Here is a 26,577-nt window from a genome sequence, read left to right as displayed (position 1 = left end):
TGCCGACCGCCCATTCAATGCAATACCTCCCATAACAACAAGCGAGGTGGCAGATGGTTTGGCAGCAGATCTACGATCCGTTCGGGAGCCCCTGGCTCTCCACCCTCATGGCCGCAGTCCCCGTCGTGGTGATGCTGGCGGCACTGGCGTTCTTCCACATCAAAGCGCATATCGCCGCCCTGCTCGCCCTGGCGTCGGCCTTGCTGATCTCCATCCTGGCGTTCGACATGCCCGCCAACATGGCAGGCTCTGCGGCGTTGTACGGCGCGGCCAACGGCCTGCTGCCGATTGGCTGGATCGTGCTCAACATCATCTTCCTGCACCGCCTGACCACCGAAAACGGCTCGTTCAAAGTGCTGCAGGACTCGCTTGCACGCATCACTGACGACCGCCGCCTGCAGTTGTTGCTGATCGCGTTCTGCTTCGGCGCCTTCTTCGAAGGTGCGGCGGGCTTTGGCACGCCGGTAGCGGTGACCGGGGCGATTCTGATCGGCCTGGGCTTTTCGCCCCTGGCCGCCTCGGGCCTGGCGCTGATCGCCAACACCGCGCCCGTCGCCTTCGGCGCTCTGGGCACGCCGATCATCACCCTGGCCAAGGTCACCGGCCTGGATGAGATGGAGCTGTCGATGATGGTCGGTCGACAGCTGCCGTTCTTCTCGGTGATCGTGCCGTTCTGGTTGATCTGGGCGTTTGCCGGCTGGCGCAAGACGATCGAGATATGGCCGGCGATTCTGGTGGCCGGGGTCAGCTTCGCCATTCCGCAGTTTCTGGTGTCGAACTACCACGGGCCAATGCTGGTGGATGTGATCGCCGCACTGATCTCCATGGCCTGCCTGACCGGTTTTTTGCGGGTGTGGAAACCGGCCACGGTGCACACCTCTGCGGCACTCACCGGGCGGGTGGACAATTCCAAGGTCGAAGCCGACCCCAAGGCGCCCGCTGGCGATACCCTGGCCTTCAGCCAATCGGACCGGCGCACGGTGCTGCGGGCGTGGATGCCTTGGATCATCCTCACGGTATTCGTCTTCGCCTGGGGCACGGCCAGCTTCAAGAACCTGTTCGATACCCGCCCCGCGCTGGACCCTGCCACAGGCGTAGTGATGATGGACGCGCAGGGCAAGCCGCTGCGTGAAGCCAACCCGATCTTCGCCCCGAGCATCACGTTCGGGGCCATCCACCAGCAGATCGAAAAAGTCCCGCCTGTTGTGCCCACGCCGAAAAAAGAGGACGCGGTGTACAAGTTCACCTGGTTGACCTCGACCGGTAGCGGGATCTTGCTGGCGGCGATTGTCGGCGGCCTGCTGATGGGCTACTCGCCGCTAGCCCTGGCCAAGCAGTACCTGCGCACGATCTGGGTGGTGCGTTATTCGCTGATCACCATCGTCGCGATGCTCGCCCTGGGGTTTCTCACGCGCTACTCAGGGCTGGATGCGACCATGGGCCTGGCGTTTGCCGCCACCGGCATTTTCTACCCGATGTTCGGCACCCTGCTGGGCTGGCTGGGGGTCGCCCTGACCGGCTCGGACACTGCCTCCAACGTGCTGTTCGGCGGGCTGCAGCGGGTGACCGCCGAGCAACTTGGCCTGAGCCCGGTACTGATGGCTGCGGCCAACAGCTCGGGTGGGGTGATGGGCAAGATGGTCGATGCGCAATCGATCGTGGTCGCCTCCACCGCGACCCGCTGGTATGGGCATGAAGGCGAGATCCTGCGCTATGTGTTCTTCCACTCGGTGATCCTGGCGATTTTGGTCGGCGGGCTGGTGACCTTGCAGGCGTACGTGGCGCCGTTCACGGCGATGGTGGTCGGCGGCGGCTGAAAGTCTGGGTAAAATGCCGATTTATCCGTAGAGGATCCTGCAATGGACCTGCAGTTTCTGGGCACCTCCTCCGGGGTGCCCACCAAGGCCCGCAATGTCAGCGCCACGGCCGTGATCGAGGCATCCGGCAAAGGCTGGTACCTGGTCGATTGCGGCGAAGGCACGCAACACCAACTGCTGCACACCCCGCTGTCGATGCGCGACTTGCGCGCCATTTTCATCACCCATGTGCATGGCGATCACTGCTATGGCCTGCCCGGTTTGCTGGCCAGTGCCGGCATGTCTGGGCGCAGCGAACCACTGCCGATGATCCTGCCGCTGGCCTTGCACGACTGGCTACGCCAAAGCCTGGCCGTGAGCCAGACCTACCTGCCCTTCGAGCTGCACCTACAGGCCGTGGAAACCCTCCAGCACTGGAGCAGCGCCCAGGTGCAGGTGAGCACTGTCGAGCTGTCGCACCGGGTGCCCAGTTATGGCTTCGTGTTTAGCGAAATCAATCCAGAGCCGCGCCTGGATACCGACAAGCTATTGGCCGATGGCGTTGCCCGTGGGCCGCTGTGGGGTGAGTTGGCCCAGGGCCGCTCGGTCGAGCACGCCGGCCAACAGCTCGCTGCGCAGGATTACCTGAAGCCCTCGCGCCCGCCACGACGCGTCATCGTCTGTGGCGACAACGATTCGCCGCAGCTGTTGGCCGAGGTCGCCAAAGGTGCCGATGTGCTGGTGCATGAAGCGACCTTCACCCAGCCCATCCTGGCACGTGCACAGTCGAACTTTGGCCATAGCACTGCCGCCGCTGTCGCACAGTTCGCGCACGCTGCGGGGGTGCCAAACCTGGTGCTGACCCACTTCAGTGCCCGCTACCAGGACAATCCACAGCGCAGCCCCTCGATCGATGATGTGCGTGCCGAGGCGTTGGCCCATTACAGCGGGCAGCTGATCCTGGCGCGGGATCTACAGCGTTACCACCTGGACCGGGAAGGCCGACTGCAGCCGATAGCCAGCCTTTGAGGGGCCTCGCTAACAGCCACGACCACCAAGGGCCGCAACGCGGCCCCTGATCTGCTTACTCATTCACACTTAAGGCGCGCGCCGCTCTTTCGCTGCGGCCACGCGTCGCCAGGCAGTAATACAGCGGGCACGTCACCAACAAGCCAAATAACCAGGACAGGTCCGCCCCTTCCACTAGGTTCGAATACGGCCCGACATACAGCGCGGTATTGGCAAACGGCAACTGCACCAGGATGCCGCAGGCGTAGGCAATGATCGCGTGCGGGTTGAACCGGCCATAGATCCCACCATCGGCGCGGAAGATCGAGGCGATGTCATACACGCCCTTCTTGATCAGGTAGAAGTCGATCAGGTTGATCGAAGCCCACGGCACCAGCACCAGCAGCAACGCCAGGATCAAGCCGATGAACTGGCCAATGAAATCCGCCGACGCGTTCAACGCGACCAGGCCACAACCGAGCAGAATCACCGCTGCGAGGACTACCCGCAGCTTGATGCTCGGCGTCCACTGGGCCACGAAGGTCTGGATCGCGGTGACGATCGACAGCACCGCGCCATACAGGTTGAGGGCGTTGTGGCTGATGATGTTGAGCAGGAACAGCACCATCAGAATCGGCCCCAGCCAGCCTGTGGCCTGCTCGACCGCAGCCATGGCGTCGGTGCCTTCCGGCACGCACAACACGGCAATGGCACCAAAGCTGAAGCACAGGATGGTGCCCAGGGTGGCCCCCAGGTAAGTGGCCCAGAACGGCTTGGCGATCCCGATTTCACGCGGCAGGTAGCGCGAATAGTCGGAGGTGTAAGGCGAGAAGCTGATCTGCCAGATGGTGCCCAGCGACACCGTGGCGATAAAGCCCGACAGATTGAAGCTGCCCCGGCTGAAGAAGTCTGCCGGCAGGTCCTGGACGAACATCATGATGAAGCCAGCCAACAGCGCCGAGCCCATCACCCAGGTGCCGATGCGGTTGAGGGTATGAATGAAGCGATAGCCAATCACCCCAATCGCCGTAGCGCTCAAGGCGCCGATGACGATGGCCGTCGGCATCGGTACGCTGGGGGCAATGCCATGGATCGACTTGCCAGCCAGGACAATGTTGGAAATGAAGAAGCCGATGTAGATCAGCGCGGTGAAGAACACGATCAGCAACGCGCCATAACGGCCGAACTGGCCACGGCTCTGGACCATCTGCGGAATGCCCAGCTGCGGCCCCTGCGCAGAAGCCAGGGCGATGACCACCCCGCCCAGCATGTGGCCAAGCACAATGGCAATCAGCCCCCACAGCAGGTTCAAGTGGAACACCTGGACCACCATGGCACCGGTGACGATAGGCAGTGGCGCAATGTTGGTGCTGAACCAGAGGGTGAACAGGTCGCGCGCTTTCCCATGGCGCTCGGCAGGTGGGACGTAATCGACCGTGTGATTCTCGACAAACTGGTGTTGCGACGACGGTTGGGACATAGGATTTCAGCTCGAAAGGGTCGTTTTTTATCGTTGTAGGAAACCGCTCTGGGCGGCCTCTCAGCTGCGGACCATATTATGGTATTCCAAACTTTTGACAACACTGCTCCGCTCGAAAATAACCTAACTGATCCGGTTCAGCAGCCCCCCGGCTGAGCGTGATTCTTGAGCTAAGCCACGTTTTACGCGGCCTTGCGCCGCTTATCGTGATTTTCACCAGGCGGAAAATTCCGCTTGCAAATCGAGTATTACGGTATACCATCAGACACATCAACGATAAAAAGCGGACCACCGCTGCTCCTGCGAAGAGGATCACTTCATGATCGACGCAACCGTCTACAAGAACGTTTTGGGTTCCTTCCCTTCCGGCGTCACTGTCATCACCACCCTGGACGACGACGGCCAGATCGTCGGCCTGACCGCCAGCGCCTTTTCCTCGCTGTCGATGGACCCGCCACTGGTGCTGTTCTGCCCCAACTACAGCTCCGACTCCTACCCGGTACTGATGCAGAAAAAGCGCTTTGCCATTCACCTGCTTTCCGGTGAACAGCAGGCCGAAGCCTATGCCTTCGCCAAAAAAGGCAAGGATAAGGCCGCCGGTATCGAGTGGACCTTGAGCGAGCTGGGCAACCCGCTGCTGGCCAATGCCACCGCCATCATCGAGTGCGAGCTGTGGCGTGAATATGAAGGTGGCGACCACGCCATCATGGTTGGCAAGGTGCAGAACCTGATCGTCCCCGAGCAAGCGCCACTGCCGATGATCTACTGCCGCGGCAAGATGGCCAGCCTGCCCGCCTTCGCCTGAGCGCACCTATCCTGTCGATGGGTGCCGGGCGCGCCTGTCGTGGTTTCTGGCGCCTGCCCTGGCAGGCGCGACATTCAAGCTTCGAGGAAAGCCCCATGAAATTTTCGTTGTTCGTGCACATGGAACGTTGGGATGAACAGGTCAGCCACCGCCAGCTGTTCGAAGACCTCACCGAACTGACCTTGATGGCCGAGGACGGCGGTTTCAGCACCGTGTGGATCGGCGAACACCACGCCATGGAATACACCATCTCGCCCAGCCCGATGCCATTGCTGGCGTACCTGGCGGCGCGCACCGAAAACATCCGCCTGGGCGCCGGCACCATCATCGCGCCGTTCTGGAACCCGATCCGGGTGGCCGGTGAATGCGCCCTGCTCGATGTGATCAGTAACGGTCGGATGGAAGTCGGCCTGGCCCGTGGCGCCTACCAGTTCGAGTTCGACCGCATGGCCAACGGCATGCCGGCTACCGACGGCGGCAAGGCCCTGCGCGAGATGGTCCCGGCGGTGCGCGAACTGTGGAAAGGCGACTATGCCTTTGAAGGTGAGGTGTACAAGTTCCCCACCTCCACCAGCGTGCCCAAGCCGGTACAGAAAGGCATGCCGCCGATGTGGATCGCCGCACGCGATCCGGATTCGCACAACTTTGCCGTGAAAAACGGCTGCAACGTCATGGTCACCCCGCTGATGAAGGGTGACGAAGAAGTGCTGGACCTGAAGAACAAGTTCCAGGCCGCGCTGGACAACAACCCGGACGTGCCCCGCCCGCAATTGATGGTGCTGCGCCACACCCACGTGCACAGCCCGGCGGAGCCAGACGGTTGGAAGATCGGCGCCCAAGCCATCTCGCGCTTCTACCGCACCTTCGATGCCTGGTTCGGCAACAAGACCACCCCGGTCAATGGCTTCCTGGAGCCGAGCCCGGAGTCGAAATTCGCCGAAGTGCCCGCGTTCGAGCTGGAAAACATTCGCAAGAACACCATGATCGGCACCCCTGAAGAAATCATCGCGCGGATCAAGTACTACCAGGAACTGGGCGTCGACGAGTTCAGCTTCTGGTGTGACAACAGCCTGCCGCATGCCGAGAAGAAGAAGTCGCTGGAACTGTTCATCAAGGAAGTGGTGCCGGCGTTCAACTGAATTCCCATTGCCTGATTGATTGCGGGAAGCGCCCGCTCCGGCTGCTGCAGGAGCGGGCATTTTTTTGCTTGCTTGGCGCTGCAAGGTGACAGCGGCGGTGGCCTTTTCGCGGGCAAGCCCGCTCCTACAGGTCCCGCGCGCTATCCCTGTGGGAGCGGGCTTGCCCGCGAAAAGGCGCGAGCTGACAAAGCACCTTTCATCCTCTGGGCAGAGAAATTTCCGCCCGCCTCTTGCACAACAAATATTATGGTATACCATCAGACAACAAGACCTGATAACCCTCCACAGGAGCTGCCCATGAGTTTCGAAATTCGCAAGATCGTCACCTACTCCGAAGAGACCCGCATCGAAGGCGGCAAGGCCACCGACAAACCGGTGACCATGGTCGGCCTGGCCGTGGTGATCAAGAACCCGTGGGCTGGCCGCGGGTTCGTTGAAGATCTGAAGCCGGAAATCCGCGCCAACTGCTCCGAGCTGGGTGCCCTGATGGTCGAGCGCCTGACCGCTGCCATCGGCGGTGCCGACAAGATCGAGGCCTACGGCAAGGCGGCGGTGGTCGGCGCCGACGGCGAAATCGAACACGCCTCGGCGGTGATCCACACCCTGCGCTTTGGCAACCACTACCGCGAAGCGGTCCAGGCCAAGAGCTACCTGAGCTTCACCAACAAGCGCGGCGGCCCTGGCACCTCGATCCAGATCCCGATGATGCAAAAGGATGACGAAGGCCTGCGCTCGCACTACATCACCCTGGAAATGCAGATCGAAGACGCACCGCGCGCCGACGAAATCGTCGTGGTCCTGGGCGCCGCTGACGGCGGCCGCCTGCACCCGCGCATCGGCAACCGCTATATCGACCTGGAAGAACTGGCCGCCGAGAAGGCCAACGCTCAATAACAACAACCAGAAGCGCTGGGGCATTGCCTGCAAGCCCCGGCCTTCAAGGAGCGCCCCACCATGATTCAGCCTGTTGCTGAACGTACACCGGCCGGGACCAGTTACCTGAGCCAAGGCCAGGGCCAGCCTGTGGTGCTGATCCACGGCGTGGGCCTGAACAAGGAAATGTGGGGTGGGCAGTTCGTCGGCCTGGCCAACGATTACCGAGTCATCGCCTACGACATGCTCGGCCACGGCCAGAGCCACCTGCCTGCCGCCGACACACCGCTGGAAGGCTACGCCGCGCAATTGGCCGAATTGCTCGATCATTTGCAGATTGCTCAAGCCACCGTGATCGGTTTTTCCATGGGTGGCCTGGTCGCCCGTGCCTTTGCCCTGAACTACCCGCAGCGATTGTCCGCACTGGTAGTGCTCAACAGCGTGTTCAACCGCACCCCAGAGCAGAGCGCCGGGGTTATCGCCCGCGCCGCCCAGGCGGCTGAACAAGGGCCGGACGCCAACGTCGATGCCGCCCTGGACCGCTGGTTCAGCCGCGAATACAAGGCCGCCAACCCGGCCCAGGTCGCGGCGATTCGCCAGGTCCTGGCCAGCAACGACCCCCAGGGTTACCACACCACTTACTCGCTGTTCGCCACCCAGGACATGTATCGCGCAGACGATTTGTCCACGATCCAGGTGCCGACCCTGATCGCTACCGGCGAGCTCGACCAAGGTTCGACCCCGGCCATGACCCGCCAGCTCGCCGCGCGCATTCCCGGTGCGCACAGCGTGGTCCTCGCCGAACAACGGCATATGATGCCGGTAGAAGCGCCGCGCGAAGTCAACAAGATGCTGCTGGACTTCCTCAGGCAAGCCCGCACCCTCACCGAATCCGCCAAGGGGATTGTTGCATGACCCTCGTTCGTTTCCAGATGTGCATCGACGGCCAATGGCGCGATGCCCAGAGCGGCAAGACCTTCGACAGCCTCGACCCGGCGACCGCCCAGGCCTGGGCGCAACTGCCCGATGCCGATGAAGGCGACGTCGAACTGGCCGTACAAGCGGCCCAACGCGCCTTCGACAGCCAAGCCTGGCGTGGCCTTAGCGCGACGGCACGGGGCAAGCTGCTGCGCCGCCTGGGTGACTTGATTGCCGAAAACAAGGAGCACCTGGCCCAGCTGGAAAGCCGCGATAACGGCAAGCTGATCCGCGAAACCCGCGGCCAGGTCGGTTATCTGCCAGAGTTCTTCCACTACACCGCAGGCCTGGCCGACAAGCTCGAAGGCGGCACCCTGCCGCTGGATAAACCCGACCTGTTCGCCTACACCGTGCACGAGCCAATGGGCGTGGTTGCCGGAATCATTCCCTGGAACAGCCCGCTGTACCTGACCGCGATCAAGCTGGCCCCGGCCCTGGCAGCGGGTAACACCATCGTCCTCAAGCCGTCCGAGCACGCCTCGGCGACCATCCTCGAGCTGGCCCGCCTGGCACTGGAAGCCGGCTTCCCGCCGGGTGTGGTCAACGTGGTGACCGGTTACGGCCCAAGCACCGGCGCTGCCCTCACCCGCCACCCGCTGATCCGCAAGATCGCCTTCACGGGCGGCGCCGCCACCGCCCGTCACGTGGTGCGCAGCAGCGCCGAGAACTTCGCCAAGCTGTCGCTGGAGCTGGGCGGCAAGTCGCCGAACATCATCTTCGCCGACGCGGACCTGGACAGCGCCATCAATGGCGCCGTAGCCGGCATCTATGCCGCCTCCGGGCAAAGCTGCGTGGCCGGCTCGCGGTTGCTGGTGCAAGACGAGATCTTCGATGAATTCGTCGAGCGGCTGATCGAACGCGCGCAGCGCATCCGCATCGGCAACCCGCAGGATGAGCTCAGCGAAATGGGCCCGATGGCCACCGCCCAGCAACTGGCCGTGGTCGAAGGCCTGGTCGCGGCGGCCAACGCCGAGGGCGCCAAGCTGCGCATGGGCGGCAAGCGTGCCGAGGTCGAAGGTGAAGGCTGGTTCTATGAGCCCACCCTGTTCGAGTGCGACAGCAACTCGATGAAGATCATGCAGGAAGAGGTGTTCGGCCCGGTCGCGGCGGTGATTCGCTTCACGACTGAGCAAGAGGCCTTGGCGATTGCCAACGACTCGCAGTTTGGCCTGGCCGCTGGCATCTGGACTCGTGACCTGGGCCGCGCTCATCGCCTGGCCCGCGATGTACGTTCAGGGATCATCTGGGTCAACACCTACCGCGCAGTCTCGGCCATGGCGCCGATTGGCGGCTTCAAGAACAGCGGCTATGGCCGCGAGAGCGGCATCGATTCGGTGCTCGCCTACACCGAGCTGAAGACTGTGTGGATCAACCTGTCCACCGCGCCGATGCCCGATCCTTTCGTGATGCGCTAAGAGGGCCTGCCAAGATGATCGAACCTGGCATCTACAAAGACGTGATGGGCTCCTTCCCCTCCGGCGTCACCGTGGTTACCACCCTGGACGCCGACGGCGGCATCGTCGGCATCACCGCCAGCGCCTTCAGCGCGCTGTCGATCGAGCCGGCGCTGGTGCTGTTCTGCCCCAATTACGCCTCGGACACCTACCCGATCCTGCGCGACAGCAAGCAGTTCGCCATCCACTTGCTGTCTGCCGAACAGACGGCCGAGGCCTATGCCTTTGCCGGCAAGGGCAAGGACAAGGCCAAAGGCGTTCAATGGCACCTGAGCGAGCTGGGCAATCCGCTGCTGAGCAAGGCTACGGCGATCATCGAGTGCGAGCTGTGGCGCGAGTACGACGGCGGTGATCACGCGATCATCGTCGGCGCGGTGAAGAACCTGGTGCTGCCGGCCGAGCCGGTGACGCCGATGGTCTACCACAAGGGCAAGCTGGGCGCCCTGCCCCCACTTGGCTGATAGTCCTTTGAGTCGGCGGTGGCTTTTTCGCGGGCAAGCCCGCTCCCACAGGGATCGCACAGGTCCCAAGTTCTGTGAAGTACCTGTGGGAGGGATCACGCAGATCCCAACTTCTGTGAAGTACCTGTGGGAGGGATCACGCAGATCCCAACTTCTGTGAAGTACCTGTGGGAGGGATCACGCAGATCCCAATTTCTGTGAAGTACCTGTGGGAGCGGGCTTGCCCGCGAAGAAACCACCGCCGATGACCCTGTTTTTAGGGGCCGCGCTACCCTCTCACCAATGGTTGCTGCCCCTGTTTTGATTCGGAGCTAGACAATGAGCAACGAAAAGTACGAGAAAGGCCTGCAGATCCGCACCCAGGTGCTGGGCGAGGACTACGTCAAGCGCTCGATCGAAAATGCCGACGAGTTCACCCAGCCGCTCCAGGAGCTGGTCACCGAGTACTGCTGGGGCCATGTCTGGGGCCGCGATGGCTTGTCGCGCAAAGAGCGCAGCATGATAAACTTGGCCATGATTTCCGCGCTCAACCGGCCCCACGAGCTCAAGCTGCACATCCGCGGCGCACTGCGCAATGGCCTGAGCCGAGAACAGATTCGCGAGATCCTGCTCCAGGTCGGCATTTACTGCGGCGTGCCCGCGGCGGTGGACAGCTTCCGCCTGGCCCGCGAAGCGTTCGCCGAAGCCGACACGGAGTCAACCCGTTAACAACGGGCTGTTCGAACCACCGCAAGGAGCAGCGCCCGGTTCGGGAGTGCCCTGCGGGTTGGCGCAACAGCCTCATAAAGAGCGCACCTGATGAAACGCCAGCCACTCGACGACAGCTTCAAGGTCAACCGCAACCCAGTCACCCTGCGTGAAATCGTGCTCGATAAACTGCGCGGGGCGATCATGAACTTCCACCTGCTGCCCGGCGACCGCCTGGTCGAGCGCGACCTCTGCGACCGCCTCGGCGTCAGCCGCACCTCGGTGCGTGAAGCCCTGCGCCACCTGGAATCCGAAGGCCTGGTCGAATTCGCCGACGCCAAAGGCCCGCGCGTGGCGATCATCACCCTGGAAGACGCCTGCGACATCTACGAGCTGCGCTGCGTGCTCGAAGGGCTGATCGTCCAGCTGTTCACCCTCAATGCCAAGGCCAAGGACATCCGCGCCCTGGAGCGCGCCCTGGAGGTGAACCGCGAGGCACTGGAAGAAGGCGAGCTGCAGCAAGTGCTCGAATCGGTGCAAGGCTTCTATGACGTGCTGCTGGAAGGTTCCGGCAACCGCGTCGCCGCCACCCAGCTGCGTCAACTGCAAGCACGCATCAGCTACCTGCGCGCCACCTCCGTGTCGCAGGCCAATCGTCGTGGTGCCAGCAACCAGGAAATGGAAAAGATCGTCGCGGCGATCAAGAGCGGCGACCCGCAAGCGGCGCACCAAGCCTCGGTCGACCACGTACGCGCCGCCGCCAAGGTCGCGCTGGACTACCTGCGCCAGAAGCAGGATGACAACGCCAAGGTGCGCGAAATCATCGAGCCCCTGGTCCTGAAGGACCCTCGCATAGGCCGCTAAGCATGCCCAACGCCCCGCGCTATTGCCCGCACTGCACCACAGAGCTTGCCCGGGGCGTACCCACTGGCGATACCCACGAACGCCTGCACTGCACTGGCTGCGGCTACATCCACTACATCAACCCGAAGATCATCGCCGGCTGCATCATCGAACGCGATGGCAAGTACCTGTTGTGCCAGCGGGCCATCCCCCCGCGCCCTGGCACCTGGACCTTGCCGGCGGGCTTCATGGAAGCGGGTGAAACCACCGAACAGGCGGCGCTGCGTGAAGTCTGGGAAGAAAGCGGTGTGCACGCCGAGATCGTTTCGCCCTACTCGATCTTCAGCGTGGCCAAGATCAGCGAGGTGTACATCATCTTTCGCGCCATCGCCACCCAGGAGACCGGCCAGTTCGGGCCGGAGACGCTTGCCTACAAGTTCTTCGAACCTAATGAGATCCCCTGGGATGAGATCTACTACCCGGCGATTCGGCAAATCCTCGAGCGCTATATTCTCGAGCGGCAGGCGGGGGTGTACGGGATCTACATGGGCAATGACGACACCGGCAAGGTGCATTTCATTCGCTGATCTGTGCACTGCCCGCACTGCCAACACAAATTTCTCGCCAGCAAGCCAATCTCAGGGCACCCTTATTACTCCCTGATGAAAGGACCAGCAAACCCCATGGCGAAATGGTTGGAAGGCGGCGGATCCATGGCCGAGCGAATCCGCAACCACGACTGGGCATCCACCCCGCTCGGCCCGCTCGAGTCCTGGCCAGACGTGCTCAAGACCACCGTGGCACTGTGCCTGGGCTCACATTTTCCGCAGGCCGTGCTCTGGGGCGATGAGCTGATCACCCTGCACAACGATGCCTTCAGCGTGATCCTCGGCGAAAAACCATTGGCCCTGGGGCGTCCGTTCAGCAAGGTGTGGCAGGAAGCCTGGAGCGACATCGAGGCGATGGCCGACCGCGCGCTGGCAGGCGAAGCGGTATTCATCGAGAATTTCCCGCTGCTGATCAACCGCAGCGATGGCCCTGAGCGGGCCTATTTCACCTTCTGCTATAGCCCCATCCGCGATCAGCATGGGCAGATCGTCGGCATGATCGACACGGTAACGGAAACCACTGCCACCGTAGTTGCCAACCAGCGCCTGAACTTCCTCGACAATCTCAGCCGCGCCCTGGCCGACGCCAATGACCCCGATCGGATCATGGCCACCACCACCAGTATGCTGGTCGAGCACCTGCGCCTGTCCAGTTGCGCCTACGCGGTAATGGACGCCGACCAGGACGGTTTCACTATCTGTGGTGACGCGGTGGCACCAGGCTCACCACGTCTGGTCGGCCAATACCGCCTGGCCGATTTCGGCACCCTGGCGGTCAAGCAACTGCGCGCCGGCTTGCCGCTGGTGATCAACGACAACCTCAATCAGCTCGAACCGCAGGAAGCGGCGACCTTCCAGGCCATCGGCATCACCGCGACCATCTGCATGCCACTGATCAAGGAGGGTCGCTTGACCGCACTAATGGCCATCCATGACCGCGTACCGCGCCAGTGGACTGCCTATGAACAAGCGTTGATCAGCGAAGTGACCGAGCGCTGCTGGGCGCATATCCAACGCGTCCAGGCCTACGCCGAAGTGCGCGAGACGGCAGCTGCGCTGGAGGCGCTGAACGCCACCCTGGAACATCGCGTGCAGGAGCGCACCGAGCAGTTGCTGCACACCGAAGCGATGCTGCGCCAGACCCAGAAGCTGGAAGCCATCGGCCAACTGACCGGCGGCGTTGCCCATGATTTCAACAACCTGCTGACCATCATCCGCTCATCCCTGCACTTTTTGCAGCGCCCGGATCTGGACGACAACCGCCGCCAGCGCTATCTCAAGACCATTTCCGACACCGTCGATCGCGGCGCCAAGCTCACCGGTCAGTTGCTCGCCTTCGCCCGCCGCCAAGCACTCAGCCCGCAAGTGTTCGACGCCGGGCCAAGGCTGCAAGGCATGGCGGAAATGCTCGATACCGCCACCGGGGCGCGCATCCAGGTCAGCCTGGAACTGCCCGAGTCGCCCTGCTACATCCGCGCCGACCTTGGCCAGTTGGAAACAGCGCTCATCAACCTGATGATCAATGGCCGCGATGCCATGGCCGGCGAAGGCACCCTGCAATTGCGCCTGGTCGCCGACCACCGCATGCCCGGCATGCCCGGCCGCTTTGCAGCGATTTCGGTGATCGACAGTGGCGTGGGGATTGCACCCGAGCTGCTGGAGCGCATTTTCGATCCGTTCTTCACCACCAAGGCAGCGGGCGAAGGGACGGGGCTCGGCTTGTCCCAGGTGTTCGGCTTCGTCAAGCAATCTGGTGGTGATGTGCAGGTGAGCAGCGTTGCCGGCAAGGGCACCACCTTTACCCTGTACCTGCCCCAGGAAAACTCGGCAGATTCGCCGCAAACCGCGCTGCCGAGCAGTGCCCCCGAGGCCCTGGCCGACAGCAGCAAACGGCGCATCCTGGTGGTCGAGGACAACGCCGATGTCGGCAATTGCACCACCCAGATGCTCAAGGATCATGGCTATCAGGTCAGTTTGGCACTTTGCGCCGAGGATGCCCTGGCGCAATTGAGCGGCGCCCAAGGACAGTTCGATGCGGTGTTTTCTGATGTAGTGATGCCCGGCATGGGCGGCCTGGCCTTGGCCAAGGAACTGCGTCGCAGCCGCCCACAGACGCCAGTGATCCTCACCTCTGGCTACAACGAGGCCATGGCTGAAGGGGGGCATCAGGGCTTCGCGTTCCTGGCCAAGCCCTATTCGGCCGAGCAGGTGTGCCAACTGCTGGAAAAAGTGCTGGGGGCCGCGCGAGTCTCAGGCGCTGAGCCGCAGTAGCCGCGCCAGGCTTTCAGCCAGCTCTGCGCGGCGAAAGGGTTTGCGCAGCACCTCGAAACCGTACAGCTCACGCGGCGAGAGGTTGGCGTAGCCGGTGATGATCAACACTGGCAGGTCCTGGTTCAGCTGGCGTAGCTGATGGGCGAACTGGGCACCGGTCTCATCGCTCATGATCTGGTCGGTGACCAGCACATCCATGACCAGCCCCTGAGCGATCAAGGCTCTTGCCTGCGCCGGGCTGGCTGCCTCGCTCACCTCATAGCCAAGGTCGCGCAATTGCAGGGCGGTGGCATGACGCACGATCTCTTCATCATCTACCAGCAGCACCCGCGTGGCCTCACGCGCCCGTGGCGGTTCTTGAGCTGGGCTGGCCGCATCGACCACTTGCGGCTCTCCCTGCGGCAGCCAGAGCGTCGCCTGGGTGCCCTCGCCCAGGCGCGAATGAATGGCAAAACCGCCACCCGATTGCCCTGCCAAACCCTGCACCATCGGCAGGCCGAGCCCCGTCCCCTTGCCGACACCCTTGGTCGAGTAGAACGGCTCAAAGCAGCGAGCCAGGACTTCTTCATCCATGCCACAGCCGTTATCGGCCACTTGCAGCCACAGCTGTTGTCCGGTCACGCCTTCTGGTCGGGGCGGGCCTGTGTCGGCGCCACCGGCGCAGATCAGCAGACGCCCGCCACTGTTCATCGCATCGCGTGCATTGACCACCAGGTTGAGCACTGCCAGCTCCAACTGGTGCGGGTCGACCAGCACGCTGGGCAGTCGCGCATCGATCTGCACCACCACCTCGATGGTTGGCCCCAGGGAACGGGCAATCAACTCGCGCATGTCGCCGACCAGCATGGCCAGTGACACTGCCTGGGGCTTGAGGGTCTGCCGGCGAGCGAAGCTGAGCAGACGACCGACCAGGTTGCGCGCGCGATCCGCCGCTTGCAGCGCCCCATCGATCAGTCGGGTCGAGCGGCCGATATCGTCCGGGCGCCGGCGGATCAGCTCAAGCGAAGCGATGATCGGGGTGAGCATGTTGTTGAAGTCATGGGCGATGCCCCCGGTCAGCTGGCCGATCATCTCCATCTTGCGCACTTCGTGCAGTTGCAGCATTGCCGCTTCGCGCTCGCGGAGCATGCTGGCGACGCGCTCTTCCAGGCTCTCATTGAGCGCCATCAGTTCGGCAAAGGTCGCCTCCAGGTGTGCAGCACTGGCGCGCAAGGCCCGCTCGGCGCGGGCGTGGGTGATGGCCTTCCAGATCTGCTTGGCGGTTTCCTCGACCAACAGGCATTCGTCCTCGACGAACACATGAGGGGTGTGAAATTGCACCGTCAGCATCGCCTCCAAACCGCTCGCCTGCAGCACCGGCACATGCAAGCTGGCGCACAGATCGGCCGAAGTGCCCGCGGGGAAATCGCTCTGCACGCGCATGCCGCTGGCCAGTCGCTCGTGCAATCGCGCAGCGAAGGCCTGGTAGTTCTGCTCACCGGTCAGCGATGTCACGCCATCGACCCAGTCGCGGGCAACCCGCAGGTGCTGACCATCGCCGAGATCTTCGCCAAAAAATACCCGTGAGGCGCCTAGCTCCTCGCCCAACCGGCGCAGCGCGTAGGCTTCGATGGCCTCAGGCTGATCCATGCCCGGCAACGCCTGCCCCAGTTCCAGCAGAAAAGCCTGGCGGCGCTGGAACTGCACCCGTTCGGTGGTTTCGGTAACGATACAGAGTACGCCGCCAACGCTGCCGTCGGCCTCGCGCACGGCTGAGTAGGAGACATCGAAGTAGGCCGTTTCACCCAGGCCACGGCGTTCGATATAGAACGGCCGATCGGTGGCCGAAAAGGTTTCGCCGGTTTCGCGCACGCCGCGCAGCAGCGGTTCAAGATCGTCCCACAGCTCGCTCCAGTTCTCCTGCCCCGGTCGGCCCAGGGCACGTGGGTGCTTGGCTCCGATAGTCGGTGCATACGCCTCGTTGTACAGCGCTACGTAGTCGGCGCCCCAGAACAACACGATCTGCGCCTTGGCCGGAAGAATAGTGGCCATCAGCGTTTTCAGGCTGGCGGACCAATCGGCCGGCGCCCCTAATGGCGAGGCGTCCCAGTCCAACGACTGCAGCAAGGTGCTGACCGTGCCGCCACCGTACAAGAAGCTTGGCATCGCGCCATGCGGGGAGTTTGCGTCGTTGTCCGAAACTGATTTCATTTCATCCTGACCATCGGTTGCCCTAGGCACAGTGCCATCTACCTGATGGATAAGAAATCAGAGAACGCCAGACGTTCCGCTGGGCTCGACACATAGTTGTAGACAGCCAATACGCCATCGAAAGATGTCGCCCCAGGGGGCTGCCTTGCAGCCCATCGCAGGTTGCGTCAGCGCCTACGATTAGATCAGTTGCCCAGCTATCAAACTCACCCCGATCACCATCATCGCCAAACCCGACACCCTGCCGACCCGCCTCGCCGCCGCCGGGCGGCTGCGCAATACAGCCTTGGCGCCGTAGCCCACCAGCAGGTAGACCACCAGCGAGCTGAACAGGTGGACCAACCCCAGCAACAAAATCTGCAGCGGTAGTGGCCAGGTCGAGGATGGATCGGTGAACTGTGGCAGCAAGGCCAGGAACAGCAAGAATACTTTGGGGTTCAGACCGCTGACACAAAACCCCTTGAGCGCCCAGCGTGCCCCCGACCCTGCTTCATCGGCCTGGGCCGCTTCGGGCGTTGCCGGGCGCAATAGCAGATTACCGCCCAACCACAGCAGGTAAGCGGAGCCAGCCAAGGTCAGCAGCGTCAGGGCCAGCGGATGCCCGGCGATCAGGCTACCGACCCCGGCGGCCACCACCAGTGTCGCGAGAAAGTGCCCCGAGAGCATGCCAGCTACCGCAGGCATCACCCAGCGCCCACGCATACCGGCCGAGATGGCGTAGGCCCAATCGGCGCCCGGGGTAATGACAAACAGTAACGATACGGCCCAGAACGCCGCCAACACACTGATAGCCACGTAAGTCTTCCTTCAGATCAGCTTTGGATGAAGAAAGATTACGGATATCGCGAAGGGATTTTCTTTCGTATATTCCCTCCCTGCGAACAATTACTGGAAGATTCTTCCCAAATGGATAGAACCGATCGCAAGATCCTTGCCGAGCTGCAACAAGACGGTCGCTTATCGGTGACCGAACTGGCCGAGCGCGTCGGCTTGAGCCTCTCGCCGTGCCATCGACGCTTGAAAGCGCTGGAGGAGTCTGGCGCCATTGTTGGCTATCACGCACGCCTGGCGCCGGCGGCGCTAGGCTTGAACTTCGCCGCGTTGGTCTTCGTGACCTTGCGCGAAGTCACCCGCCAGCCGGTGGCGGACTTTGAAGCAGCGCTGGCGCAAATTCCGCAGATCGTCGAGGCGCAACGCTTGTTTGGCGATCCGGACTACCTGCTGCATGTGGTAGCGCGTGATCTCCCGGCGTTTCAGAAACTCTATGACGAGCAGTTGACCAGCATCCCCAACGTCAAGCGGCTGAGCTCGACACTGGTGATGAAAGAAGTGATTCAGGATCGGTTGCTGCCAATGTAGTTGGCAGCTGCACGGCTTGTGTCGACTGCCAGCGACGGGCCCGTCCAAACCCGCTTTTTACTCGCCCTCTGAGCGTGCAGTGCGCACCAACACGGCTCACTGCGTGCTGACGCCAACCCCCTTGAAGCCCCAACCCCGGGGCCTTCAGCCCGATGGCCCGTTCCTTGCTGCCAGCGATCTCTTAACCTTTTGTCAGCCTTAGGTTTTTTAAGGTTCATGAGCACATATTTACTAATTTCTCGATCCCTGCGCACCCCGCATCATCCCTCCAACAAGAACGCGTCGCCCCTTGCCGGCACGCACCCGGGCACTCCGCCGTGCCCCACCTTGCCTTGGAGTCAGTCATGACCAGTGCAGCCAACTCGGCACCTCTAATAGAAAAACACACGATCGGCTACGTGCCCCCGCAAGACCGCCATGGAAAGGTAAGAGATCTGTTCACCCTGTGGTTCGGCGGCAACATCGCGCCCCTGCCCATCGTCACTGGCGCCCTGGGCGTGCAGTTGTTTCATCTGAACCTGGTGTGGGGCATCGTCGCCATCCTGGTCGGTCATCTGCTCGGAGGCGTGCTGATGGCGCTGCACTCGGCGCAAGGCCCGCAGATGGGCATTCCCCAGATGATCCAGAGCCGCGCCCAGTTCGGCTCGCTCGGCGCGTTGCTGGTGGTGGTCATCGCCGGCGTGATGTACATCGGCTTCTTCGCCTCCAACATCGTCCTGGCCGGCAAGTCGCTGCATGGGGTCGCCGAGTCGGTTCCGGTGCCGGTCGGCATCGTGATCGGCGCGCTGGGCTCGGGCATCATCGGCATCATCGGCTACCGCTTCATCCACGTGCTCAACCGCATTGGCACCTGGGTCCTGGGGGTGGGCATCGTGGTCGGTTTTGGCTACATCTTCAGCCATGTCCAGAGCGATGATTTCCTCACCCGTGGCGGCTTCAACCTCGCCGGCTGGCTGGCCACCGTATCGCTGGCGGCGCTGTGGCAGATCGCCTTCGCGCCGTATGTGTCGGATTACTCGCGCTACCTGCCGGCAGACGTGAAAGTGTCGTCGACGTTCTGGACCACGTACCTGGGCTCGGCCCTGGGTTCGAGCCTGTCGTTCGTGTTCGGCGCCGTGGCGGTGCTGGCGATCCCGGCGGGCATGGACACCATGGACGCCGTCAAACTCGCCACCGGCGCAATTGGGCCGTTGATGCTGGTGCTGTTCCTGCTCAGTGTGATCAGCCACAACGCCCTCAACCTGTATGGCGCAGTGCTGTCGATCATCACCCTGATCCAGACCTTCGCTTACCGCTGGATCCCTACCGCGAAGAGCCGCGCGGTGCTATCGCTGATCGTCCTGGCCGCCTGCTGCGTGGTGGCGGTGTTCGCCTCGGCGGACTTCATCGGCCACTTCGTCGATATGGTCCTGGTGCTGCTGGTCGTGCTGGTGCCGTGGACGGCGATCAACCTGATCGACTTCTATGTGATCCACAAGGGTGACTACGACATCGATTCGATCTTCAAGGTCGATGGCGGCATCTACGGGCGCTACAACCCGCAGGCACTGCTGGCCTACGCCGTGGGCATCATCGTGCAGATCCCGTTCATGAACACGCCGTTGTATGTCGGCCCGGTATCCGAGCACATCAACGGCGCCGATCTGTCGTGGCTGGTGGGCCTGGCGATCACCTCGCCGCTGTACTGGTGGCTGGCCAGCCGCGACAGTGTCTATCGCCGTCGGCAAACCAGCGCCAAGCTGGCAGCGGCAGCCTGATAGAGACAGCCCCTACGCGCTCCCACAACCCCGCTCTGACACGCCACAGCGCACGACGGGGCCCCTGTGGGAGCGGGCTTGCCCGCGAAGAGGCCGCCACAGGCAACCTATAGCCGCCCCAAGCGCTCACGCAAAAACGCCACGAACGCCTGTACCGGCCGGGCCACTTGCCGGTGCTGTGGGTACACCGCCGACAGCTGCAGCGCTGGCGGTGTCCACGGCTCCAGCAGTGCGACCAACCTGCCCTCTGCCAATGCCCGCGCGACGATGAACGCTGGCAGATAGGTAATGCCCATCCCGGCAATCGCCGCATCCCTGAGCAGCTCGCCATTGTTGGCGCGCATTCGCCCCGTCACCGCAATGGCCTGGACCTTGCCCTGATGCTTGAACTGCCACTGCACCTGCCGTGCATGCCCATAAGGCAGACAGTCATGCTCACGCAGCGCTTCGGGCACTGCTGGCGTGCCGCGTCGCGCCAAATAATCGGGGCTTGCGCAATAGACCCGCTCGATATCGGCAATCCGCCGCGCGATCAGACTGGAATCCTCCAAGCTGCCAATGCGCAGTGCCAGGTCATAGCCCTCGCCAATCAGATCCACCGCCCGGTCACTCAGATCGACTTCGACGTCCAGTTGCCGATGCAGTTGCAAGAACTCCGTCAATAAACAGCCCAGATGGCTCATGGCGAATGACAGCGGCGCACTCAAGCGCAAGGTGCCACGCAACGCCTGGGTCGGGCCGCTGATGTCTTGCTCGACCTGCTGCACCTCGCTGAGCAAACGCAAGGCCGACTGGTAATACTGCTGGCCCAATGGCGTGGCATCCAGGCGCCGCGTCGAACGGTTGAGCAGGCGCACGCCCAGGCGTTCTTCGAGTTGCATCACGCGGCGGCTGACGAACTGCTTGGACAGCCCCAGGCGCTCGGCGGCGGCGGTGAAGCTGCCGGCTTCCATGACCTGGGCAAAAATACGCATGTCTTCGTAAGGGTTCATTGTCGCTATCCAGTTGACAGTGAACGCTTTATACCGGCTTTTCCCCAGCAAGGCAGCTGCCTGATCCATGCACAGCTTGCAGCGATGGCCCTAACGCTAAGCAAACCACCTCGACGGCATGGCGAGTAGCGAGTCAATCTATCCCTTCGACAATGATCACCTGCGCCGTCGCCACCCCCTGGCGATGGCTGCAGGCCTGCTGATACTCGGCCGAGCGGTAGCAGGCCAGCGCCTGTTCATACGACTCGAACTCAATGACCACACTGCGCTGCGGCGTCGGTCGCCCTTCCAGCGCTTCGCTGCGCCCGCCACGCGCCAGAAACCGCCCGCCATACGCCTTGAACGCCGCCGGTGCGCGCTGGGTGTATTGCTGGTACTGCTCAGGGTCGGTCACATCGACATGGGCAATCCAATAGGCCTTCATTCGCTGCTCTCCTGTCTTCAGGTATTTGTGTATTATGGTATACCATAAAAATCAAACCACCACAGCGAGCGTGCAGCATGGCTTTCAACAGCATCGAAGAACTTCTCGAGGACTACCGGCAAGGCAAGATGGTCCTGCTGGTGGATGACGAAGATCGTGAGAACGAAGGCGATCTATTGATCGCCGCCGAACACTGCGACGCCGCCGCCATCAATTTCATGGCCCGCCAGGCGCGTGGGCTGATCTGCCTGACCCTGACCGACGAGCACTGCCAGCGGCTGGGCCTGGAGCAGATGGTGCCAAGCAATGGCAGCGCCTTCAGCACCGCCTTTACCGTGTCGATCGAGGCTGCCAGCGGCGTCACCACCGGCATCTCGGCGGCCGACCGCGCCCGCACCGTGGCTGCCGCGATGGCGCCCAATGCGCGGCCTGAAGACCTGGTCCAGCCGGGGCATATCTTCCCCCTACGCGCCCGTGAAGGCGGCGTACTGACCCGTGCCGGGCATACCGAAGCGGGTTGCGACCTGGCCCGCCTGGCGGGTTTCAGCCCGGCCTCGGTGATCGTCGAGGTGCTCAACGATGACGGCAGCATGGCCCGCCGCCCGGACCTGGAAGTGTTCGCCGCCCAACACGGAATCAAGATCGGCACCATCGCCGACCTGATCCACTACCGGTTGAGCACCGAGCAGACCATCAAGCGCATCGGCGAACGTGAACTGCCGACGGTGCATGGCACGTTCCGCCTGGTGACCTACGAGGACCGCATCGAGGGTGGGGTGCACATGGCCATGGTGATGGGCGAGATCCGTCGCGAGCAGCCAACCCTGGTGCGCGTGCATGTGATCGACCCGCTGCGTGACCTGGTCGGCGCCGAGTACGCCGGGCCGGCCAACTGGACCCTGTGGGCGGCGCTGGAGAAGGTCGCCGACGAGGGTGCGGGGGTGGTGGTGATCCTGGCCAATCACGAGTCTTCCCAAGCGCTGTTGGAGCGGGTGCCGCAGCTGACCCAGCCGGTGCGCGCGTATCAGCGTGGGCAATCGAAGGTGTACTCGGAGGTCGGCACCGGGGCGCAGATTCTGCAGGACCTGGGCGTGGGCAAGCTGCGTCACCTGGGGCCACCGCTCAAGTACGCGGGGCTGGCAGGGTATGAGCTGGAGGTGGTGCAGAGCATCCCGTTCGAGCCCGCGATTACAGGGTGATGGCCGGTCGCCCAGAGTGCTTGCCAAAATCTTGGAATACCATAATATGATATCCCGTAGACCTTGAATTATCGGCCGCATCCTAAACTCACAATCGGCCCCACGACATCGTTGAAATAGCTGCTCCCCGAACACATGGCGGGTGACAGACCCGCCTCGAATAACAAAAGTAACGAGGGCGTAACCATGCTGTTGAGCAAACGTGTAACCGCAGTGCTGTCCGCCAGCCTGCTGACCCTGGCCTGCCAGGCCAGCCAAGCCGCCGACAGCCTGAACTTCGTCAGCTGGGGCGGAACGACCCAGGATGCGCAAAAACAGGCATGGGCCGAGCCCTTCTCCAAAGCCAGCAACATCAAGGTCGTACAAGACGGGCCCACCGACTACGGCAAACTCAAGGCCATGGTCGAGAGCGGCAACGTGCAATGGGACGTGGTCGATGTAGAAGCGGACTTCGCCCTGCGCGCCGCCGCCGAGGGCCTGCTCGAACCTTTGGACTTCAACACCATCCAACGCGAGCGCATCGACCCACGCTTCGTTTCCGACCACGGCGTCGGCTCGTTCTTCTTCTCCTTCGTCCTGGGCTACAACGAAGGCAAGCTCGGCGCCAACAAGCCGGTGGACTGGTCAGCGCTGTTCGACACCAAGACCTACCCTGGCAAGCGCGCCCTGTACAAATGGCCAAGCCCAGGCGTGCTGGAGCTGGCGCTGCTGGCTGACGGCGTGGCGCCCGACAAGCTCTACCCACTGGACCTCGACCGGGCCTTCAACAAGCTCGACACCATCAAGAAAGACATCGTCTGGTGGGGCGGCGGCGCGCAGTCGCAACAGCTGCTGGCCTCGGGTGAAGCGTCGCTGGGGCAGTTCTGGAACGGCCGGGTGTACGCCTTGCAGCAAGATGGTGCGCCGGTGGGGGTGAGCTGGAAGCAGAACCTGGTCATGGCTGACTTCCTGGTCATTCCCAAAGGCGCCAAGAACAAGGATGCGGCCATGAAGTTCCTGGCCAACGCCGCCAGCGCCAAGGGCCAGGCCGAGTTCGCCAACTTGACGGCCTACGCCCCGGTCAACCTGGACAGCGTCAGCCAGCTCAAACCCGAGCTCGCCTCCAACCTGCCGACCGCCTACGCTCAAGACCAGGTGACGCTGGACTTCGCCTACTGGGCGAAGAACGGCCAGGCCATCGCTGCCCGCTGGAATGAGTGGCTGGTCAAATGAAAGTCGCCATCAACGCCCTGCACAACGCGCAAGCTGCCGCCAGCGGCAGCGGCGCACCGGGAGCGGCCATGCACCGTCCGAGCTTGAGCCAACGCTGGCGTGGCAGCCGCAACCTGCTGCCAGCGCTGTTGTTCCTTGGCCTGTTCTTCTTCGCCCCACTGATCGGCCTGCTGCTGCGCGGGGTACTGGAGCCAGTACCGGGGCTGGGTAACTACGAGCAGCTGTTCGCCAACTCGGCCTATGCGCGGGTGCTGTTCAACACCTTCTCGGTGGCCGGCCTGGTGACCCTGATCAGCGTGCTGCTGGGCTTCCCGCTGGCCTGGGCGATCACCCTGGTGCCCAAGGGCTGGGGCCGTTGGCTGCTGAGCATCGTACTGCTGTCGATGTGGACCAGCCTGCTCGCGCGCACCTACTCATGGCTGGTGTTGCTGCAGGCCTCGGGGGTGATCAACAAGGCGCTGATGGCCATGGGGATCATCGATGCGCCGCTGGAAATGGTCCACAACCTCACGGGCGTGGTGATCGGCATGAGCTACATCATGATCCCCTTCATCGTCCTGCCGCTGCAGGCGACCATGCACGCGATCGACCCGATGGTGCTGCAGGCCGGTTCCATCTGTGGCGCCAGCCCTTGGACCAACTTCTGGAAAGTGTTCCTGCCGCTGTGCCGCTCGGGGCTGTTCTCCGGTGCCTTGATGGTGTTCGTCATGTCGCTCGGTTACTACGTCACCCCGGCCCTGCTGGGCGGCGCGCAAAACATGATGCTGCCTGAGTTCATCGTCCAGCAGGTGCAGTCGTTCCTCAACTGGGGCCTGGCCAGCGCCGCTGCCGCCCTGTTGGTGCTGATCACCCTGGTGCTCTTCTACCTGTACCTGAAGCTGCAACCGGAATCGCCGGTTGGTAACGCGAGGTAAGCCGCCATGCTCCTGACGCCCAATGCCATGGGCCGCCCGCTGCGGGTTGGCCTGTACCTGACCACCGGGGTGATCGCAGCCTTCCTGTTGCTGCCGATCCTGTTCATCGTCCTGCTGTCGTTCGGCTCGTCGCAGTGGCTGGTATTCCCGCCGCCGGGCTGGACCTTCAAGTGGTACGGCCAGTTCTTCTCCAACCCTGAGTGGATGGAGGCCGCCCTGGCCAGCCTCAAGGTCGCCGTGCTGACCACCGTCTGCGCAGTGGCGCTGGGCCTGCCGACCGCCTTCGCCCTGGTGCGTGGGCGCTTTCCTGGCCGGGAGATGCTCTACGGGCTGTTCACCCTGCCGATGATCGTGCCGCTGGTGATCATCGCCGTGGCGGTGTACGCGCTGTTTCTCAAGCTTGGCTACACCGGCACGCTGTTCGCCTTCGTGGTCAGCCATGTGATCGTCGCCCTGCCATTCACCATCATCTCGATCATCAACTCGCTCAAGCTGTTCGACCAGTCAATCGAAGACGCCGCAGTCATTTGCGGCGCCTCGCGGCTGCAAGCGATCTTCAAGGTGACCTTCCCGGCCATTCGCCCAGGGATGATCGCCGGTGGCCTGTTCGCCTTTCTGGTGTCGTGGGACGAAGTGGTGCTGAGCGTGATGATGGCCAGCCCCAACTTGCAGACCCTGCCGGTGAAGATGTGGACCACCCTGCGCCAGGACTTGACCCCCGTCATTGCGGTGGCCTCGACGCTGCTGATCGGCCTGTCGATCCTGGTCATGCTCATCGCCGCCGCCCTGCGCCGGCGCAACCCAGCCAGCGCCTGAACGCCCGGAGACAATAACAATGAGTGCAGTGAGCAAAGACAACGCGCCCAACCAGACTCTGGTCAGCTTGCGCAACCTGAACAAGCACTACGGCGAATTCACCGCCGTGGACAACATCAACCTGGACATCCAGGATGGCGAGTTCCTCACCTTCCTCGGCTCCAGCGGCTCGGGCAAGTCCACCACGCTGTCGATGCTGGCCGGCTTCGAGACGCCCAGCAGCGGCGAGATCCTGGTCGATCAGCTGTCGCTGGTCAACGTCCCGCCGCACAAGCGCGACATCGGCATGGTGTTCCAGCGCTATTCGCTGTTCCCGCACCTGTCGGTGCGCGACAACATTGCCTTCCCCCTGGCGATCCGCAAACTCAGCGCTGGCGAAATCGCCAAGCGGGTCGATGCGATGCTCAAGCTGGTGCAACTGGAGCCGTTCGCCCATCGCCGCCCCGCCCAGCTCTCCGGTGGCCAGCAGCAGCGGGTGGCAATTGCCCGGGCGTTGGTCTACGAGCCACGGATCCTGTTGATGGATGAACCGCTCGGCGCGCTGGACAAAAAACTGCGCGAAGACCTGCAGGACGAACTGCGTCAGCTGCATCGCCGGCTGGGCATCACCATCGTCTACGTCACCCACGACCAGGAAGAAGCCATGCGCCTGTCACAGCGCATCGCCATCTTCAGCCACGGCAAGATCGTCGGGCTGGGCAGTGGTTATGACCTTTACCAAAACCCGCCGAATGCCTTCGTTGCGTCGTTCCTGGGTAACTCCAACTTCCTGCGGATCAAGGCCAACAGCAATGGTGCCGGCAGCTTCGAGGGGCAAGCCCTGGCAATTCGCCTGACCCCAGGGCTGGTCGCCGAACAGGACGCGTTGATCATGGTGCGGCCGGAAAAAGCCCTGGCCTTGAGTGCCGAGCAAGCCGCGCGCGAGCCACGCCCGGCGGGTTGGAACGAGGTCAGTGCCAAGGTCGCTGAGGTGTTGTTCCTGGGTGAGAGCCAGACGTGCCATGTGGTCACTGCCGGCGGCACTGAGATGACGGTCAAGGCCTTGTCGGCGGCGGGGATGCCGATGCTGCCTGGGGAAACGGTCAAGGTGCGCTGGGCGGTGGCCGATGCCTGTATCTATACCGAGTGGGCCGAGAGCGATCTGAGCAAGGCCGCTGGGGCGCACTGATCGGCCACCTCTCGCGGGGCAAGCCCGCTCCCACGCTTGGCTCATGAGGCGAAGAACCTGGCAGCCAAGCATGGGCGCCACGCTTGGCTAGGCGCCAGAGGGCGTGGCAATCAAGCAACGTGGGAGCGGGCTTGCCCCGCGAT

The 26,577-nt window shown here is 63.0% G+C and carries 24 protein-coding genes; 19 read left to right on the top strand and 5 right to left on the bottom strand.

The genetic code is table 11. The features are described 5' to 3' along the window. The first annotated feature begins 53 nt into the window (after positions 1-53). A complete protein-coding gene (locus tag ACI2JX_RS04790) occupies positions 54-1,817 on the top strand; it encodes an L-lactate permease (RefSeq protein WP_264233712.1) in 1,764 nt (587 codons plus the stop codon). Between the two features lie 42 nt (positions 1,818-1,859). Continuing rightward, positions 1,860-2,825 carry a ribonuclease Z gene (locus tag ACI2JX_RS04785; RefSeq protein WP_368973248.1) on the top strand — a complete coding sequence of 322 codons (966 nt, stop codon included), beginning with the start codon at positions 1,860-1,862 and terminating at the stop codon, positions 2,823-2,825. 55 nt (positions 2,826-2,880) lie between these two features. On the opposite strand, the gene ACI2JX_RS04780 is transcribed toward ACI2JX_RS04785, so the two are convergent. After that, positions 2,881-4,284, bottom strand: coding sequence for a cytosine permease (locus ACI2JX_RS04780; RefSeq protein ID WP_368973247.1), 1,404 nt, complete (start codon positions 4,282-4,284; stop codon positions 2,881-2,883). Between the two features lie 319 nt (positions 4,285-4,603). Between ACI2JX_RS04780 and ACI2JX_RS04775 the strand changes: the two genes are divergently transcribed. The 10 genes from ACI2JX_RS04775 (at position 4,604) to ACI2JX_RS04730 (ending at position 14,403) form a co-directional block, all read left to right on the top strand. Continuing rightward, positions 4,604-5,089, top strand: coding sequence for a flavin reductase family protein (locus ACI2JX_RS04775; RefSeq protein ID WP_186555257.1), 486 nt, complete (start codon positions 4,604-4,606; stop codon positions 5,087-5,089). 95 nt (positions 5,090-5,184) lie between these two features. Further along, complete coding sequence (locus ACI2JX_RS04770; RefSeq protein WP_186555256.1) at positions 5,185-6,228, top strand: LLM class flavin-dependent oxidoreductase; 1,044 nt, start codon at positions 5,185-5,187, stop codon at positions 6,226-6,228. 297 nt (positions 6,229-6,525) lie between these two features. Further along, the gene (locus ACI2JX_RS04765) at positions 6,526-7,122 is read left to right on the top strand and encodes an amino acid synthesis family protein (RefSeq protein WP_003256068.1); all 597 of its coding nucleotides are present in this window, start codon (positions 6,526-6,528) and stop codon (positions 7,120-7,122) included. 60 nt (positions 7,123-7,182) lie between these two features. Beyond that, positions 7,183-8,016 (top strand): alpha/beta fold hydrolase, encoded by an 834-nt coding sequence (locus ACI2JX_RS04760; protein ID WP_264233700.1) that lies wholly within the window; start codon positions 7,183-7,185, stop codon positions 8,014-8,016. Then, positions 8,013-9,494 carry an aldehyde dehydrogenase gene (locus tag ACI2JX_RS04755; protein ID WP_264233699.1) on the top strand — a complete coding sequence of 494 codons (1,482 nt, stop codon included), beginning with the start codon at positions 8,013-8,015 and terminating at the stop codon, positions 9,492-9,494. Before ACI2JX_RS04760 ends, ACI2JX_RS04755 begins: the two co-directional genes overlap by 4 nt. A 14-nt stretch (positions 9,495-9,508) precedes the next feature. Next, a complete protein-coding gene (locus tag ACI2JX_RS04750) occupies positions 9,509-9,994 on the top strand; it encodes a flavin reductase family protein (protein WP_186555253.1) in 486 nt (161 codons plus the stop codon). A 318-nt stretch (positions 9,995-10,312) separates the two neighbouring features. Next, positions 10,313-10,702 (top strand): carboxymuconolactone decarboxylase family protein, encoded by a 390-nt coding sequence (locus ACI2JX_RS04745; RefSeq protein ID WP_186555252.1) that lies wholly within the window; start codon positions 10,313-10,315, stop codon positions 10,700-10,702. A 90-nt stretch (positions 10,703-10,792) separates the two neighbouring features. Next, a complete protein-coding gene (locus ACI2JX_RS04740; RefSeq protein WP_186555251.1) occupies positions 10,793-11,545 on the top strand; it encodes a GntR family transcriptional regulator in 753 nt (250 codons plus the stop codon). A 2-nt stretch (positions 11,546-11,547) separates the two neighbouring features. Then, positions 11,548-12,111, top strand: a complete 564-nt coding sequence (locus ACI2JX_RS04735; protein WP_404689508.1) for an NUDIX hydrolase — start codon at positions 11,548-11,550, stop codon at positions 12,109-12,111. A gap of 96 nt (positions 12,112-12,207) precedes the next feature. Continuing rightward, on the top strand, positions 12,208-14,403 hold the full coding sequence (locus ACI2JX_RS04730; protein ID WP_404689507.1) for an ATP-binding protein: 2,196 nt from the start codon (positions 12,208-12,210) through the stop codon (positions 14,401-14,403). On the opposite strand, the gene ACI2JX_RS04725 is transcribed toward ACI2JX_RS04730, so the two are convergent. Both ACI2JX_RS04725 and ACI2JX_RS04720 read right to left on the bottom strand, forming a co-directional pair. Beyond that, positions 14,383-16,593, bottom strand: coding sequence for an ATP-binding protein (locus tag ACI2JX_RS04725; protein ID WP_404689506.1), 2,211 nt, complete (start codon positions 16,591-16,593; stop codon positions 14,383-14,385). The genes ACI2JX_RS04730 and ACI2JX_RS04725 overlap by 21 nt on opposite strands. Before the next feature lie 180 nt (positions 16,594-16,773). Then, entirely contained in the window at positions 16,774-17,388 is a 615-nt protein-coding gene (locus ACI2JX_RS04720; protein ID WP_404689505.1) for a LysE family translocator, read from the bottom strand. A gap of 111 nt (positions 17,389-17,499) precedes the next feature. On the opposite strand from ACI2JX_RS04720, the gene ACI2JX_RS04715 reads away from it, so the two are divergent. Beyond that, positions 17,500-17,952: an Lrp/AsnC family transcriptional regulator gene (locus ACI2JX_RS04715; protein WP_264233666.1), complete on the top strand. Its 453-nt coding sequence runs from the start codon at positions 17,500-17,502 to the stop codon at positions 17,950-17,952. 344 nt (positions 17,953-18,296) lie between these two features. Beyond that, entirely contained in the window at positions 18,297-19,709 is a 1,413-nt protein-coding gene (locus tag ACI2JX_RS04710) for a purine-cytosine permease family protein (RefSeq protein WP_404689504.1), read from the top strand. Between the two features lie 107 nt (positions 19,710-19,816). On the opposite strand, the gene ACI2JX_RS04705 is transcribed toward ACI2JX_RS04710, so the two are convergent. Further along, a complete protein-coding gene (locus tag ACI2JX_RS04705) occupies positions 19,817-20,701 on the bottom strand; it encodes a LysR family transcriptional regulator (RefSeq protein ID WP_404689503.1) in 885 nt (294 codons plus the stop codon). Between the two features lie 133 nt (positions 20,702-20,834). After that, a complete protein-coding gene (locus ACI2JX_RS04700; protein ID WP_264233660.1) occupies positions 20,835-21,125 on the bottom strand; it encodes a DUF1330 domain-containing protein in 291 nt (96 codons plus the stop codon). Between the two features lie 77 nt (positions 21,126-21,202). Between ACI2JX_RS04700 and ribBA the strand changes: the two genes are divergently transcribed. The 5 genes from ribBA to ACI2JX_RS04675 all read left to right on the top strand — a co-directional run bounded on the left by ribBA (position 21,203) and on the right by ACI2JX_RS04675 (position 26,434). Next, entirely contained in the window at positions 21,203-22,324 is a 1,122-nt protein-coding gene (ribBA, locus tag ACI2JX_RS04695; RefSeq protein ID WP_186555243.1) for a bifunctional 3,4-dihydroxy-2-butanone-4-phosphate synthase/GTP cyclohydrolase II, read from the top strand. Positions 22,325-22,510: 186 nt separating this feature from the next. Beyond that, the gene (locus ACI2JX_RS04690; protein ID WP_186555242.1) at positions 22,511-23,536 is read left to right on the top strand and encodes a polyamine ABC transporter substrate-binding protein; all 1,026 of its coding nucleotides are present in this window, start codon (positions 22,511-22,513) and stop codon (positions 23,534-23,536) included. Further along, the gene (locus ACI2JX_RS04685) at positions 23,533-24,450 is read left to right on the top strand and encodes an ABC transporter permease (protein WP_404689502.1); all 918 of its coding nucleotides are present in this window, start codon (positions 23,533-23,535) and stop codon (positions 24,448-24,450) included. The genes ACI2JX_RS04690 and ACI2JX_RS04685 overlap by 4 nt, the downstream gene beginning before the upstream one ends. A 6-nt stretch (positions 24,451-24,456) precedes the next feature. Then, complete coding sequence (locus ACI2JX_RS04680) at positions 24,457-25,266, top strand: ABC transporter permease (protein ID WP_264233656.1); 810 nt, start codon at positions 24,457-24,459, stop codon at positions 25,264-25,266. Between the two features lie 19 nt (positions 25,267-25,285). Further along, a complete protein-coding gene (locus ACI2JX_RS04675) occupies positions 25,286-26,434 on the top strand; it encodes an ABC transporter ATP-binding protein (protein WP_264233654.1) in 1,149 nt (382 codons plus the stop codon). Positions 26,435-26,577 lie beyond the last annotated feature (143 nt).

This window comes from Pseudomonas sp. NPDC088890, assembly GCF_044900155.1.
In the GTDB taxonomy this organism is placed as follows: Bacteria; Pseudomonadota; Gammaproteobacteria; order Pseudomonadales; family Pseudomonadaceae; genus Aquipseudomonas; species Aquipseudomonas urmiensis.
The sequence above is the reverse complement of the archived record's forward strand: the minus strand, read 5'-3'. Positions and strand labels throughout refer to the sequence as shown.

Bases quoted from the DNA above. Each gene is read 5' to 3' on its own strand.
- ACI2JX_RS04725 (WP_404689506.1), bottom strand. From the start codon at position 16,593: ATGAAATCAGTTTCGGACAACGACGCAAACTCCCCGCATGGCGCGATG.
- ACI2JX_RS04755 (WP_264233699.1), top strand. From the start codon at position 8,013: ATGACCCTCGTTCGTTTCCAGATGTGCATCGACGGCCAATGGCGCGAT.
- ACI2JX_RS04730 (WP_404689507.1), top strand. From the start codon at position 12,208: ATGGCGAAATGGTTGGAAGGCGGCGGATCCATGGCCGAGCGAATCCGC.
- ribBA (WP_186555243.1), top strand. From the start codon at position 21,203: ATGGCTTTCAACAGCATCGAAGAACTTCTCGAGGACTACCGGCAAGGC.
- ACI2JX_RS04705 (WP_404689503.1), bottom strand. From the start codon at position 20,701: ATGAACCCTTACGAAGACATGCGTATTTTTGCCCAGGTCATGGAAGCC.
- ACI2JX_RS04775 (WP_186555257.1), top strand. From the start codon at position 4,604: ATGATCGACGCAACCGTCTACAAGAACGTTTTGGGTTCCTTCCCTTCC.
- ACI2JX_RS04770 (WP_186555256.1), top strand. From the start codon at position 5,185: ATGAAATTTTCGTTGTTCGTGCACATGGAACGTTGGGATGAACAGGTC.
- ACI2JX_RS04710 (WP_404689504.1), top strand. From the start codon at position 18,297: ATGACCAGTGCAGCCAACTCGGCACCTCTAATAGAAAAACACACGATC.
- ACI2JX_RS04685 (WP_404689502.1), top strand. From the start codon at position 23,533: ATGAAAGTCGCCATCAACGCCCTGCACAACGCGCAAGCTGCCGCCAGC.
- ACI2JX_RS04690 (WP_186555242.1), top strand. From the start codon at position 22,511: ATGCTGTTGAGCAAACGTGTAACCGCAGTGCTGTCCGCCAGCCTGCTG.
- ACI2JX_RS04735 (WP_404689508.1), top strand. From the start codon at position 11,548: ATGCCCAACGCCCCGCGCTATTGCCCGCACTGCACCACAGAGCTTGCC.
- ACI2JX_RS04765 (WP_003256068.1), top strand. From the start codon at position 6,526: ATGAGTTTCGAAATTCGCAAGATCGTCACCTACTCCGAAGAGACCCGC.
- ACI2JX_RS04760 (WP_264233700.1), top strand. From the start codon at position 7,183: ATGATTCAGCCTGTTGCTGAACGTACACCGGCCGGGACCAGTTACCTG.
- ACI2JX_RS04675 (WP_264233654.1), top strand. From the start codon at position 25,286: ATGAGTGCAGTGAGCAAAGACAACGCGCCCAACCAGACTCTGGTCAGC.
- ACI2JX_RS04780 (WP_368973247.1), bottom strand. From the start codon at position 4,284: ATGTCCCAACCGTCGTCGCAACACCAGTTTGTCGAGAATCACACGGTC.
- ACI2JX_RS04680 (WP_264233656.1), top strand. From the start codon at position 24,457: ATGCTCCTGACGCCCAATGCCATGGGCCGCCCGCTGCGGGTTGGCCTG.
- ACI2JX_RS04785 (WP_368973248.1), top strand. From the start codon at position 1,860: ATGGACCTGCAGTTTCTGGGCACCTCCTCCGGGGTGCCCACCAAGGCC.
- ACI2JX_RS04700 (WP_264233660.1), bottom strand. From the start codon at position 21,125: ATGAAGGCCTATTGGATTGCCCATGTCGATGTGACCGACCCTGAGCAG.
- ACI2JX_RS04745 (WP_186555252.1), top strand. From the start codon at position 10,313: ATGAGCAACGAAAAGTACGAGAAAGGCCTGCAGATCCGCACCCAGGTG.
- ACI2JX_RS04740 (WP_186555251.1), top strand. From the start codon at position 10,793: ATGAAACGCCAGCCACTCGACGACAGCTTCAAGGTCAACCGCAACCCA.
- ACI2JX_RS04790 (WP_264233712.1), top strand. From the start codon at position 54: ATGGTTTGGCAGCAGATCTACGATCCGTTCGGGAGCCCCTGGCTCTCC.
- ACI2JX_RS04715 (WP_264233666.1), top strand. From the start codon at position 17,500: ATGGATAGAACCGATCGCAAGATCCTTGCCGAGCTGCAACAAGACGGT.
- ACI2JX_RS04750 (WP_186555253.1), top strand. From the start codon at position 9,509: ATGATCGAACCTGGCATCTACAAAGACGTGATGGGCTCCTTCCCCTCC.